Annotated in this window: 11 protein-coding genes; all 11 read right to left on the bottom strand. The window is 36.4% G+C overall.

The genetic code is table 11. The features are described from left to right. Positions 1–16: 16 nt before the first annotated feature. The 11 genes from nagA to BR50_RS07015 all read right to left on the bottom strand — a co-directional run bounded on the left by nagA (position 17) and on the right by BR50_RS07015 (position 14,503). Positions 17–1,147, bottom strand: a complete 1,131-nt coding sequence (gene nagA, locus BR50_RS07065; protein ID WP_034547433.1) for an N-acetylglucosamine-6-phosphate deacetylase — start codon at positions 1,145–1,147, stop codon at positions 17–19. 73 nt (positions 1,148–1,220) lie between these two features. After that, positions 1,221–3,122 carry an LTA synthase family protein gene (locus BR50_RS07060; RefSeq protein WP_034547431.1) on the bottom strand — a complete coding sequence of 634 codons (1,902 nt, stop codon included), beginning with the start codon at positions 3,120–3,122 and terminating at the stop codon, positions 1,221–1,223. 31 nt (positions 3,123–3,153) lie between these two features. Beyond that, positions 3,154–4,098 (bottom strand): glycosyltransferase family 2 protein, encoded by a 945-nt coding sequence (locus BR50_RS07055; protein WP_034549057.1) that lies wholly within the window; start codon positions 4,096–4,098, stop codon positions 3,154–3,156. 130 nt (positions 4,099–4,228) lie between these two features. Beyond that, complete coding sequence (gene nadE, locus BR50_RS07050) at positions 4,229–5,056, bottom strand: ammonia-dependent NAD(+) synthetase (RefSeq protein WP_034547429.1); 828 nt, start codon at positions 5,054–5,056, stop codon at positions 4,229–4,231. 114 nt (positions 5,057–5,170) lie between these two features. Further along, complete coding sequence (locus BR50_RS07045) at positions 5,171–6,640, bottom strand: nicotinate phosphoribosyltransferase (protein ID WP_034547427.1); 1,470 nt, start codon at positions 6,638–6,640, stop codon at positions 5,171–5,173. Between the two features lie 100 nt (positions 6,641–6,740). Continuing rightward, entirely contained in the window at positions 6,741–8,150 is a 1,410-nt protein-coding gene (locus BR50_RS07040; RefSeq protein ID WP_034547425.1) for a glycosyl hydrolase family 28-related protein, read from the bottom strand. Between the two features lie 34 nt (positions 8,151–8,184). After that, entirely contained in the window at positions 8,185–8,640 is a 456-nt protein-coding gene (locus BR50_RS07035; protein WP_034547423.1) for a SprT family protein, read from the bottom strand. A gap of 168 nt (positions 8,641–8,808) precedes the next feature. Next, positions 8,809–10,992 (bottom strand): Tex family protein, encoded by a 2,184-nt coding sequence (locus BR50_RS07030; RefSeq protein WP_034547421.1) that lies wholly within the window; start codon positions 10,990–10,992, stop codon positions 8,809–8,811. Positions 10,993–11,137: 145 nt separating this feature from the next. Further along, positions 11,138–11,968: a metallophosphoesterase gene (locus tag BR50_RS07025; protein WP_034547419.1), complete on the bottom strand. Its 831-nt coding sequence runs from the start codon at positions 11,966–11,968 to the stop codon at positions 11,138–11,140. A gap of 35 nt (positions 11,969–12,003) precedes the next feature. Next, the gene (locus BR50_RS07020) at positions 12,004–13,521 is read right to left on the bottom strand and encodes an ABC transporter permease/substrate-binding protein (RefSeq protein WP_034547416.1); all 1,518 of its coding nucleotides are present in this window, start codon (positions 13,519–13,521) and stop codon (positions 12,004–12,006) included. A gap of 1 nt (position 13,522) precedes the next feature. Beyond that, positions 13,523–14,503, bottom strand: coding sequence for an ABC transporter ATP-binding protein (locus BR50_RS07015; protein ID WP_034547414.1), 981 nt, complete (start codon positions 14,501–14,503; stop codon positions 13,523–13,525). Between the last annotated feature and the right edge of the window lie 38 nt (positions 14,504–14,541).

Here is a 14,541-nt window from a genome sequence, read left to right as displayed (position 1 = left end):
TCTTTTCGATTCTAGTTTAATAAACCATTTTTCCAAAACTAAATGTATGCTCTACATCAAATTCACTATTCATCACTATCATATCGGCATCTTTACCCACTTTGAGATTGCCTTTTTTATTCAAACCGAATTCTCTTGCCTGATTGACAGAAGTCATTTTTACAGCATCCTCAATGGAGCAACCTGTAAAAGCCATAATATTTTTAAATGCGTCATTAAACGTCAATACACTTCCTGCTAATGTTCCATCTTCTAATCTGGCCTGATTATTCTTTACTAGGACTTTTTGACCACCTAATTCGCTCTCGCCATCAGGCAATCCTTTTGCACGCATCGAATCAGTAATGACTTCAATTCGGTCTGGGCCTTTAATTTTATACGCTAAGTTGACCATATCAGGATGAATATGATAGCCGTCAACAATCATTTCTGTATAAATAGCGTCTTCTAGAAAGGCATGCCCCGTTACTCCTGGCTCACGGTGATGCAACCCTCTTTGTGCATTATACAAATGTGTAATATGAGAAGCTTTAGAGTCCATCAGCTGCGCTCTAGTTGCGTTGCTGTGACCGATTGAAAGGATAATATTATGTTTCACACAATAATCTTCAAATTCTGATGCATCACTTGTTTCAGAAGCATAAGTGACTAAACGAATACGATTTCCACTTAACTTATTCCATTTTTCCATTTGTTTTGCATCCGGTATGCGAATAAATTCTTCTGGTTGAGCCCCTTTAAACTCTTTTGACACAAAAGGGCCTTCTAAATGGATCCCTTGAATCACCGGATTTTTAGTTGCTGCTTCATTGATGGCGATAAGTGCTTTATCAATGGCTTCATAAGACTGTGTCATTGTTGTCGCAAAGTAAGAAGTAATGCCTTCTTTATACATTTCTTGGAGCATCTGATTGATTTCAGCCGCACTGCTATCCATGTTGTCGTAGCTATACCCGCCATGACTGTGAACATCAATAAAACCAGGCAAAACTATTTTTCCAGCAGCATCTTGTTCTTGATCAGTTGGTTCTTTTTTATAATCACTCATTTTTCCTACCGTTAAAATTTCTTCAGAAAAACGAATAAAAGCATCTTCAATTTTTTCTTCTCCTGTATATACAGTTACATTTTTCAATACATTAACCATTTTTTTATCTCCTTTACTCTTTTTTATCATTATAAGTGGTATAGACCAAAAAAGCAAATAAAAAACAAAGCACTTAATCTTCAAAGAAGTTAAGTGCTTTACTGTAATTTTCACCAACAGTGACATCGTATTGAATCGCATCATAAACCTTTAATAGCTCTTGCGTTTCTTTTGAGAGTTCACCTCGTTTTTCGGACACTGCTTTTGTATCTCGTTCAATATATAACCCTTTTTCAAAAGCCGGTAATGCCTCTTCTAATTCCATCAAAAGAGCATAAAAAGGTGTGACTTGGGCATTAGCAATCTCTAAAATATGATTCATAAAATAGATTGGACTAATGGTCCCTACCGTATCATTATTTTCAGTAAAATTAGAGTAGATAAGCAGCGGAGTCTGATGCATTTTTAAACTTCCGTTGGTTTGTACATTAGTTTCACTAAAAAAGCTAGGCAGATGGTCTCCCCAGAAAACAACGACTGTTTTTTCAGGTAACTGCTCTATAGTGGTCAAAAAACCATCTAATGCCTCATCGCTATAAGCTAGATCCTGCAAATAATTAGCTGCTTCTTCGGCATTGCCCGTTCCTTGAGCTGAAAAATCTGTGTTAGGGTATTTACCACTGTAAACCATATGATTCTGCATAGTAACCAAATGAATAAAATCCGATTCTTCTGTCGTTTGCATTTTTTTCAAAATTTCTTGGTAAGCAGATTCATCTGAAATATAAGGATTTTGATCTTTTCTATCTAAAAACGTCATATTTGTTTCATTTAAAAATGTTGTGAATCCTAAATTTTGATACACTTCATTCCGTTTATACATTGTTGTATTGTAAGGATGGATAGCGGTTGTTGCATAACCTTGCTGTTTTAGGTAAGAGACAACTGATGACAGCTCGCTCATCCTAGAAACCAGTTGCGTGTAAGGTGTCGTTAGACTCGCAGACATTGGTTCCATTGACAATCCGGTCAATGCTTCAAATTCAATATTGGCTGTTCCGCCTCCATAACCTTGAGATAAAATATTCCCACTCACTGCTCTTTCCTTCAAAGATCGTATTGTTGGAATAGGATCTTCTGAAACGGTTACCCCATCAAGCGCTAAAGGATCTGAAAAGCTTTCATTCATTACATATATAATATTCACATCATTTATTACCGCTGGTCTGGTTTCGTTTATTTCAGATGCTTTTTCTTCATACTTTTGAACAATATCTATTATTTGGTTTTTCGAATAATCAGCTGGTTTTTCCATTGCATCTACGCCAATATTATACAAAAACCCTCCTATAAATCCATTATTATAATAATTCATTTGCTGGCTATAAGGTATCCAATGAGCGTATCGATCATATGCATACCTTAGTACATTACCTGGCTGACTGAAACCCATACTGTAAAAAAGAATGCTGCTGGTAATGATGAAAGTACTCCCTCTCGTTAGCCAGCTCAACTTCTTTTCGACCGATTTATCCAATCGTTTGGAACTATTTTTTTTCTTTTTAATAAGAATATAAATACTTAAACTCACTACACCGATCAAAAAAATAATAACAGCTAAGATCAATTTACTATCGACCATTTGAATCAAAAAAGGCAAATCATTGATCAATAGAAAGTCGGAAGGATACAACGGTTCTCCTCGCAAGGCCATTTTCTGTTGCGTCGCCACTCCTATTGCTATTATGATGACTGTCATAACCAGAACACTCAACCAACGAGAACCGATCACTGCTGCTATCCATAAATACAGCAGAAATAATAGAAATACTCCCAGTAAAAATAATTCTGTATGCCACAGAAAAATAAAATTAACAGCTAAGGAAAAACTATAGTGATTTTGAAAAAGTTGGAGTAAAAAATTCCCAATGAAGGCTGTACTCAGCCCTACTAAAACCGTTTTCAAACTATTTATAAAAATACTTGACTCTTTATATACAGATCGATTCGTTTTGTGTTTGTTTATTTTTTTCATTCTATCCACCTTTGCTAAAATAATATTTACTTTATTTTTTATTTTTTTTATCTGTTTCCTTCAGAATATAGATTGGTCTCTTCTTCGTTTCAAGATATGTTTTCCCAAGGTATTTGCCTACTATTCCTAAGCAGAATAATTGTAACCCTCCAATAGCCAGTATAATAGTCACTAGAGAAGGCCATCCTGCAGTTGGATCGTCAAATAATACCGTTCGAATGATAATTGCGATCATGAAGAAAATAGCCATTATAAAAGACGTCAATCCAACAAAAGAAGCTATTGCCAAGGGGATATCTGAAAAATCGACAATTGCATCTAATGAATATTTAAATAAAGACCATATCGACCAAGAAGATTTGCCAGCCACCCGTTCTTTATTTTCATACTCTAAATATTTCGTGTCAAACCCTACCCAACTGAACATCCCTTTTGAAAAACGATTGACTTCAGTCATAGAAAGAACAGCCTCGACCATTTGACGAGTCATTAGTCTGTAGTCTCTTGCTCCGTCTACGAATTCAACAGCTGAAATACGATTCATGATCCGATAAAATTCTTTAGCCAAGAATGAGCGAAAAAGCGGCTCACCCTTTCGACTTATCCTTCTTGTACCTATGCAATCATATGCTTCATGTCTTATCAAATGGAGCATTTGAGGCAACAAATCAGGCGGATCTTGCAAATCGACATCCATTACAGCTACGTAGTCGCCAGTGGAATATTCCATTCCTGCATATAAAGCAGCTTCTTTGCCAAAATTTCGTGAAAAAGATAAATACTTAATAGAATCGGGGTATTGTTGTGCCATTTCTCTTAATACGGCCAAAGTGTGATCTTTTGAACCATCGTTGACAAATATATATTCGATAGTTATGTTCGTTAACGCTGCTCGAATCTTTTCAACCGCAGTAAAAAAGAGGGGAATCGTTTGCTCTTCATTGTAACAGGGAACAACAAGCGAAAGCTTTTCCATTTCCACCCCTTTCACCTCCTTGTCTAATTTTTGAAAAAAGCTATAAAAAATTACCGAATTTACAATAACAAAAAAGCTGGAATTTATGTTCCAGCCTTTTATCGGTCTTTATTCTTTATAAAATTAACCTTCATTTCCAAAAATCATCAAATATCGTAATCGGTAAGTGACGTTTATGGTTTGTTTTTAAGAACCAGCTTTCAATTTTTTGAGCTGCTTCTTTTGGTACTTCTTTGCCTTCTAAATAATCATCAATTTGATCATAGGTCACACCTAAGGCTTTTTCATCTGGTAAAGAGGGTTTATCTTCTTCTAGATCAGCCGTAGGTATTTTTTCGTATAGCTCTTTAGGAGCTCTCAGTTCTTTTAATAGGGCTTTTCCTTGACGTTTATTTAATCTAAAGATTGGATTGATATCTGTCCCACCATCGCCAAATTTTGTATAAAATCCGGTAACAGCTTCCGCAGAGTGATCCGTTCCTACTACAGCTCCGTTATGACTTCCAGCTATAGCATATTGAATGATCATACGTTGACGAGCCTTGATATTTCCTTTAACAAAATCACTAATGGATATGCCTCCATCTTCTAGTGTCTGTACTGTTGCATCTACGCTGGGCTTAACGTTTACTTTAACGATTTTATCTGCCCCGATGAACTCAATGGCATCCATAGCATCTTTTTCATCTGCTTGTTCGCCGTAAGGAAGACGTATAGCAATAAATTGGTATTCGTTATCGCCAGTCTCTTCTCGCAATTCAATTATAGCCAATTGGCTTAATTTTCCGACTAATGTTGAGTCCTGTCCTCCGCTGATACCGAGTACCAACGTTTTTAAAAATAAATGCTTTTTCAAATAGTCTTTCAAAAAATCGACACTTTTTTGGATTTCAACTTTTGGATCAATAGATGGATCAACACGCATTTCTTTAATAATTTGTTCTTTTAATTTTGACATATCTGCATCCTCTTCTCTTCGATTGATCGTTAAATGGAGTATTGCATGATTTCCTCCATGACTCTATTATTTTTTAGTTCAAGAGGTTGAGACTATTTAATGATCTACTTTGCACTATTTTTCAGAAAATCGCTTTACATTATCACGTGCATTTTCAATAGACTTGATTTTATGATCGTAAGCAGCTTGTGATAAATCTACTGGATAACCTTCTGGATTCAGGTTACGCTTGTATTCTTCCCAGAGCATACCTAAGCTGTTTTTAGCATACATTTTGATTTCGATTAATTTCGGCAGGTCATACACTAATTTTCCATCCACAAAAATGTCTTTTAATAAGGGTCTAGCGCTAAAATCGGTTACTGTTTTATTAATGTAGGTGTGAACGGGATGGAACATAAACAACTCTTCTTTTTGATCCGGTCTTTCTTCCCATAGTGTAATATAATCTCCTTGAGACTTTCCACCATCATTTTTGGTAATACGCCACACCTGTTTTTTTCCGGGGGTGGAAACTTTTTCAGCGTTACTGGAAAGCTTCAATGTATCTACCATATTTCCTTGCTCATCTTCAATAGAAACTAATTTATAAACAGCTCCCAAAGCAGGTTGATCATAAGCCGTGATCAATTTTGTTCCCACACCCCAAACATCAATGCGGGCACCTTGCATTTTTAAATTTAAAATTGTTTTTTCATCTAAATCATTTGATGCATATATTTTTGCTTCAGTAAAGCCTGCATCATCAAGCTGTTGGCGTACCCGTTTTGAAATATATGCCATATCACCGCTATCAATACGTACACCTAAAAAGTTCATTTTATCGCCTAGTTCTTTTGCAACTCGAATAGCATTTGGAACACCGGATCTTAAAGTATCGTACGTATCCACTAAAAACACACTATCTTTATGCGTTGTAGCATATGCCATAAAAGCATCATAATCATTTCGATAAACTTGCACTAATGAATGAGCATGCGTTCCACTGACTGGGATCCCAAAAATCTTACCCGCACGTGTATTGCTGGTAGCGTCGCATCCGCCAATATATGCTGCTCTTGTTCCCCAAATAGCAGCGTCCATTTCTTGCGCTCTTCTAGTTCCAAATTCTAATACTGGTTCATCTTTTACGATCGATTTGATATTAGCGGCTTTAGTTGCAATCAAAGTCTGATAATTCAAAATATTTAAAATAGCCGTTTCTACCAATTGACAATCGGCTAATGGTCCCTCCACTTGAATGAGCGGTTCACCTGCAAAAACAACTTCCCCTTCAATCATGGAGCGGATCGTTCCTCTAAATTTGAATTTTCCTAAGTAATCTAAAAATTCTTCAGGATAAGTAGCTAAACTTCTTAAATAATCGATATCACTCTTTGTGAATTTCAATTTTTGAATGTAATTGATCACACGTTCTAAGCCAGCAAAAATAGCATAGCCGCTTTGAAAAGGGTTATTTCTATAATATGCTTCAAAAACCGCATGAGAATCTGATTTTCCTAATTCCCAATAGGTCTTTATCATATTTATTTGGTATAGATCAGTGTGTAATGCCCAACTGTCATCTGGATGTATCGTATTCATTACTCTTCCCCTATCTTTAATTTATTCCCGTTAATCATAACATAAAATCAGTGTAAATATAGAGATTTCACGATATTGGCTAGCTATATCCTACCCTATATCAATCCATATATACTCTACCGGTTTCTTTTCCAATACGAACAGATTTTATTGCTTGTTCATAATTTTTTAGACGAACTTCTTTGATTGCTACTTCTCCTGCACGATATTGGATTGATAAGGCGATTTTATCTGAGCGATCCTCTTGTTTGGTTACAGCAAAGAAATGGTGAATGGCTACTTTTTGGTAGGCTGATATAACCAATGCTCTTGGGGTAGAAGCTGTGTAAAGCTCTGTTAATTGTGGATAACAAGCGGCAAGAAAAGTTCCCCGTATACCAAATGCTGTTTTGGAATAAGCATCGTCTCCTTGATGGTGACCAATGTGTCTAAAATTGTAAGAACGATTATCATGTTCCGAAAGATGACCAATGATTTGAATATCGGATGCGGCAGAACTTGTTTCATGAGCTTTTATCTCGATTCCTCCAAAACAAAAAGCTGTATGATTATTCACCAAAGTGACATGTTGCGATCCGTCATCCACCTCAATTCCATTTGAATTGGAGTAGCCTTTTTTATGCGAACGGCCACTAGGATGATGGGCATAAGAATTAGAAATAAAAATATAATCACTATGGTGTGTGGTGATCCCATCATCACCAAATCCACTAGTTTTTATTTGATCGATCCAAACATACCGACTGCCTCCATTTGCTCTACGGCCATCTCCTGCGTAATTATAAAGTGTTGCGGTAACATCGACGCCGTGCAAACCTGGATCAGTTATATTGACATTACGGATCATGGCATATGTTACTTGAGCTAACGTGATCCCGCTTGAGTAAGTTCCTCCACTAGCAGTTTTTTCAGTGCTGCTCAATCTTTTGACATTCCAATCTAAACTCATTCCTTCGATATAAATATGATGATCCCCATTTAAATGATGCTTGTTGGTGATCAAACGTGTTTTTTTTGGAGCATTCTGATGCAAAATAAGAACGGTCTGATTTATGCCGCTTCCGATCAATTCAGTATGAGAAGGGAGTTCTATCCCTCTAACAATGTATTCTCCAGGAGGTATGACCACACGTCTAAATCCCTTGGAAATAGCTTTTTCAAAGGATTTTGTGCAATCTTTTTTCCCATCTCCCACTGCACCATAATCAAGAATAGAAACTGTTTTTGTCCTTTTTTTTAACCAAGTCATTTCAAAATCCAATACCATTTTCCAAAGAGGAAAAACATTTCCTGCTTTACTTACTAAAACTGGTGGTTCTGTCATAAAATCGTTTTTCTCATAGCTGAGTGCATTTACGCTTAACCAACTGGATTTTTGTTTTGCCAAACTTCCTGTTAAAGTTCGGAAAAGTTTTTCCGTTTTATCAACAGCTTCTAATTTTTTTATCGGGCTGCCATATGCAGGGAAAATAGACGTTAATTTTTGCTGAATGATTTGTTCTTGATCCATTCTCTTCACCCCTTAAAGTTCCCTATCCTATTTTTCAAATCTCAATATGCGTTAACTTTCCTTTGCATTGGCCACAAACGTACTTTTGAGTATTAACTTTACGCTGTCGATAGATAAACTGTGAACAACCTTGACATTGATAAAGGATTCTTTTCTTTACTGGTTTAGCCTTCTCGTTTAATGATTTTACAAATCTCGAACCACCGACTTCTGCTAATAACCATTTAAATTCTTTGTCTTTATGTTGAAAGCCTTTGCCCAATAAATGCAGATGATAATGGCAAAGTTCATGCTTGATCACTCCTAAAAATTCACCTGTTCCAAAGGTTTCAAGAATTTTAGGATTGAAATCTAGATTATGGGAATTTAAATGGTAACGTCCCCCTGTTGTACGCAAACGATTATTAAATACTGCTTGATGCTGAAAAGGCAGCCCAAAGCAATCGCGTGATATCTTTTCCACTAATACCTGTAGTTCGTCTTGATTCATATACATTCTTCCTTTTAATTAAATCTTAGTTTTCACTTTTCCAACAGTTTCTTTATGTTTTATTTTACAAGTTTGCAAACTGTTCTACAAATGTAAGCCATCACGAAAAAGGAATTGAGAAAAAATCCCAACCCCTTTCTATGTTTGAATGATTATACTAAGATATTTCTATTTTTGTTCTTTTGGTTTCAACATCGTTAGAGCAATTCGTCCTTTTTTCAGATCCACGTTATCGACCCAAACAGTTACAACATCTCCGACTGAAACAACATTTGTTGGATGTTGGACGTACCCTTTGCTTAGTTTAGAAATGTGGACCATCCCGTCTTGTTTAACCCCTATGTCTACAAAGGCGCCAAAATCAACAACATTTCTGACAGTACCTTCTAATTCCATACCTGGTATTAGATCTTCCATGCTTAAGACATCTGTGCGCAACAATGGTGCAGCTAATTCATCACGTAAGTCACGGCCAGGTTTTGACAAAGCTTGCACCATATCTTTTACCGTTTCCTTACCTAGACCAACTTGATCAGTTAATACTGCTAGATCCATTTTTTCTAGAACTTTTTTGGCTTCCATACTACCTACATCTGACAAAGCTAATCCTGCTAATTCAATAATTTGTTTTGCTTCTTTGTAGGTTTCAGGATGAATCCCAGTGTTATCTAATACATTTTTCCCACCAATGATGCGCAAGAACCCGACTGCTTGTTCATAAGCTTTTGGACCTAAGCGAGAAACTTTCTTCAATTGAGCACGGCTCTCAAACCGGCCATTTTCTTCACGATAAGCCACTACATTCGTTGCGGTCGTTTTATTTAATCCTGCTACGTGTTGCAATAAAGGTGCACTGGCAGTATTTACATTTACCCCAACTTGGTTAACGGCCGTTTCTACTACAAAATCAAGTCGTTCCTCTAATTTTTTTTGAGAAACATCATGCTGATATTGACCCACTCCAACCGATTTAGGATCGATTTTAACAAGCTCAGCTAATGGATCTTGCAAACGACGTGCGATACTAACGGCACTTCTTTGCTCAACTTGTAAATCAGGAAATTCTTCTCGAGCTGTTTTACTGGCTGAATAGACCGATGCACCTGCTTCATTTACAATAACATAGAAAACTTGTCGTCCCATTTCCTTTAAGTTTTCAGCAACAAATGTTTCAGATTCACGACTAGCGGTCCCATTTCCAATTGCAATCATTTCAACTTGGTAAGACTCAACTAATTCTTTGAATTTAACAGCTGCTTCAGCACGTGCGTTTACACCTGCCGGCTTATGCGGATAAATCACATCGATCGATAATACTTTACCTGTAGGATCAATAACAGCTAACTTACACCCTGTGCGGTATGCTGGATCCAAACCTAATAAAATTTTACCTTTTAGCGGTGCTTGCAATAGTAAATTGCGTAAATTTTCGCCAAAGATATGAATGGCTTGTTCTCCTGCTGTTTCAGTTAATTCAGCACGGATCTCACGTTCGATCGATGGTCCGATAAATCGCTTATAACTATCTTCGTAAGCTGCCTTTATAAGCGGTGCAGCTGTTGATTTTGGCTGCTTGATCAATTGTTTTTCTAAATACTCATGGATTTTATTTTCATCCAAAACAAAAGAAATTTTCAGAATATCTTCTTTTTCGCCACGATTCATGGCTAAAACACGATGTGAAGCTACTTTTGACAACGGTTCACTGTAGTCATAATACATCTCAAAAGTTCCTTTTTCATCTTTTTCTACCTTTTTAACTTTAGCTGTGATAGCCCCATTTTTAGCACTATACTCACGGATCCAAGTCCGATATCTAGGTTCATCTCCGATTTGTTCCGCCAGAATTTCGTGTGCTCCAGTTAATGCATCCTCACTTGTTGCAACTTTATTCTCTTTATTGATATACTTTTCTGCTTCCGCTTGTACATTGTCGTTTGGAAAAGACAACAGCCATTCTGCTAATGGTTCTAAATCACTTTCTTTTGCAATCGTTGCTTTTGTACGACGTTTTTGTTTAAATGGACGATACAAATCTTCCACTAGCTGCATTTTTGCTGCCTTTTTTATTTCTTCTTCAAGTTCTGGAGTTAATTTCCCTTGTTCTTCAATCGTTCTTAAAACATCATTTTTTCTTTTTTCTAAATTCGTTAGGTAATTATGACGTTCTTCTATTTCGCGTATTTGGACTTCATCCAAAGTCCCAGTCATTTCTTTGCGGTATCGGGCTATAAAAGGGACAGTGTTGCCTTCAGCTAGTAAGTCTAAGACCGTTGTTAATTGCTTTTTAGAATAGCTTTTCAATTCGTTTTTTAGTAAATCTAATACAATCGATTCATTTGTTTCAGTCATGTAGTTCTCCCTCTCTTGTTCCACTTTGCTTAGCTATTTTACCATAAATATAGCGGGCTATCCAAATCACTCTCATATGCATAGGAGGATTTTATCTTTTCAAAAAAAAAGTACGCAAAAAGGTTTTACCCTTTTTGCGTACTTTTTACTTTTCTGGCAATTGAAATACCACTATCGCTTTACTGATTTCTGCTGCTGGATCTTTGGTCAGCCAATGTTTAGATCCACCCAAACAAGCGCAGATGTAATTTACTTGGTTGTCCACTAAAGTTTTCCTATAATGGACATGTCCCATAATACTGTAAGCGATCGGGTATGTTTGATACAGCTTTTCATATGAAGAACTTCCTAGAAAAGCATTGAAATAGTCATAAATTTTATGTGGCAAAGAAACGACGAATTTTGGATGAGTAACCACATGCGTCATTAAGATGATCTTTCGTTTCCCAACTGACTGAAGATCTGATTCTATCTTATCCAGCATCCATTGAGCAGTCTCCCTATTTTCTTCTCCCCAATGAACATAACGCTTGTCTTGCCATGTCCCAAATCTTAATGTCATTTCATTAAATTCTGCTTGTGTATATTTTGTTTGATCTCCGTAGCCATGGTCATACCATCCAGCATTTCCAACAATTGCCCATTCATCATTCAAAATATACGGTTTATTTAACAAACTATTCGTTTGGTTTTTGAAAAATCGGTAGATTTTTTTCGTATCTGTTTCTCCATTTTTTAACGACCAAAAGTCGTGATTCCCTGGGACAAATAAAACAGGAATACCGCTTTTATTGGTCACTTCATCTAGAAACTGTTGTGATACTAAATAATCACTGCTGATATCGCCAGCAATCAGCATCAAATCGATCTGCTGCTGACTGATTTGTTTACTAACAATTTCTGAAAACGTTTCTTCTCCAGTTAGTTTTTTCTGATTGGTATCAATATGCAAATCTGATAATACACCAATTTTCATAAACCTCTCCCTTATAACTTTATACTAGCTGCTTTTTATTCTTCTATCAAGCCTTGCTCTGTTAAAAATTGTTGGGCAACTTCACTTGTGCTCTTTCCCTCAACATTTACAGCATAATTCATTTCCCGCATCTCTGCATCAGTAATTTCACCAGATAATTGGTTTAAAATATCATCTAATTCTGGGAAATCTGCCAACGTTTCAGTCAGCATTAAAGGAGCTCCTTGATAAGGTGGAAATAAGCCGCGATCATCCTCTAAAACAACTAGATCATATTGAGCAAGTTCACTGTCTGTTGAATAAGCATCAACTAAGTTAATATCCCCTGTTTCAATAGCTGTGTAGCGCAGTTTTGGTTCCATTGTTTGAACATCCCCAAAAGCTAGTCCATATAACTCTTGAATTCCCAAATACCCATCTTGACGATCAGAAAATTCTAATGTAAAGCCAGCTTTGATTTCATCTGCGATCGGAATCAAATCAGAAATAGTTTCAAGTTGATATTTTTCTGCTAGTTCTGCAGTAACTGCAAGCGTATACGTATTATTAAAGGCCATCGGTTCCAACAAAGACATATCATACTGCTTCGCCAAACCTTCCTTAGCTTGTTGATAAACAGCTTGTCCATCTGTTGAAGTCACTTCTTCATTTAAAAAAGTTGCCAAAATCGTTCCAGTATATTCCGTATAAATATCGATATCTCCTGATTCTAATGCGTTGAATACGAAAGTTGTTTTCCCCATATTCGGCTGCAGCGTAACGGCTACATCTGTTTCTTCTTCAATCAAGTATTTATACATATTCATAATAATTTCAGGTTCTGCACCTAATTTACCAGCAATGACCAATTCTTCTTTGTCTTTCGCCAACAAAGGTACAATTAGTAAACTTAAAATAATAACACTAAGAATACCCAATGTGATCACTGTTTTCTTGAAAGAGATTTTTTCAAACAAGCTCAAAAGGTAATCAAATAAGATGGCTAGTAATGCTGCTGGAATCGCTCCTAATAAAATCAAATAATTATTTCCGCGATCGATCCCTAATAGAATAAGACTTCCTAGTCCACCGGCTCCAATTAAAGCTGCGATAGTACCAGTTCCGATGATCAGCACCATGGCAGTACGGATCCCCGCCATGATGACCGGCATAGCAATCGGGATCTGTACTTTAATAAGTTTCTTGAATCGATTCATTCCCATTGCGTCTGCCGCTTCATTTAACGATGGATCAACTTCCATTATTCCGGTATATGCATTTCTTAAAATAGGCAACAGGGCATAAATCACCAATGCTATAATAGCTGGTAAAGTTCCTATTCCTACTAAAGGTATCATCAATCCTAAAAGAGCAAGTGACGGGATAGTTTGGAAAATAGAGGTGATTTGTATCATGACGGTTGCCATTTTTTTATGTCTAGTTAAGTAGATTGCTAGCGGAATAGCTATAACGACCGCTATAAATAATGAAACAAATGATAATTGCATATGTTCAATCAGTGCTGTCACTAATTCACCTTTACGTTCTTGAAAGGTAGCGATAAATTCATTCATACTATAGCACCACTCTTTCTTTTTCAACATGAATTTCTTGAGCTAAATAATTGAGCAGCTGTTGTTTTGTGATCTTGCCTATCCTATTGCCTTCTTTTTCTTTGATGATAACAAACTCTTCCTTAGCTAGAGCAACAACTAATGTATCAACTGTATCTTCCGTTGTCAAATAAGGTCCTATTTCTTCAACTGCTTCAACGATTTCCATCTTTCCGGTTGTAAGGATCTGTTGGATCGTTGGGGTGTTTTTAAAATCACTGATTCCTGTTTGTAAAAATTTACGGACAAAATCATTTTTAGGGTTTTTTTGAATTTCACTTGGTGTTCCTATTTGTTCTATTTTTCCTTTATTCATCAAACAGATACGGTCTCCCAAAGCTAGTGCCTCTTGAATATCATGTGTTACAAAGACGACTGTCTTATTCAATTTTTTTTGCAACTTAGCTACATCATTTTGTAAATTACGTTTGCTGATTGGGTCTAACGCACTAAATGGCTCATCCATTAGAATGATATCCGGATTAGCAGCTAGGGCTCTGATCACACCGATTCTCTGCTGCTCTCCACCTGAAAGTTCAGACGGTTTGCGATTTCGGTATGTTTCTGGATCCAGTCCAACATTATCAAGCAGCTCTGTCACTCTATTTTGGATATCTTCTTTAGACCATTTTTTCATTTCTGGTACAATCATAATATTTTCTTCAACCGTCATATTTGGGAACAAAGCGATTTGCTGCAATACATATCCAATGTTCCATCGTAATTCTTGCAAGTTATAATCGCTGATCGGTTTTTCATTTATTCGGATAAAACCTGACGTTAATGGAATCAGGCGATTGATCATTTTAAGTGTTGTCGTTTTCCCACTTCCACTTGGTCCAATGATCACAAAAAATTCCCCATCTTCTATTTCCAAATTGATATTTGACACAACCGGTTTACCTTTTTCATATTCTTTAGAAACATTTTCAAAAAGTATCATTTCATCTCTCCTTCAATTTTCCTTTTTAGCTGCTTTCA

The sequence above is a fragment of the Carnobacterium alterfunditum DSM 5972 genome (genome assembly GCF_000744115.1).
Taxonomy (GTDB): domain Bacteria; phylum Bacillota; class Bacilli; order Lactobacillales; family Carnobacteriaceae; genus Carnobacterium_B; species Carnobacterium_B alterfunditum.
The sequence above is the reverse complement of the archived record's forward strand: the minus strand, read 5'-3'. Positions and strand labels throughout refer to the sequence as shown.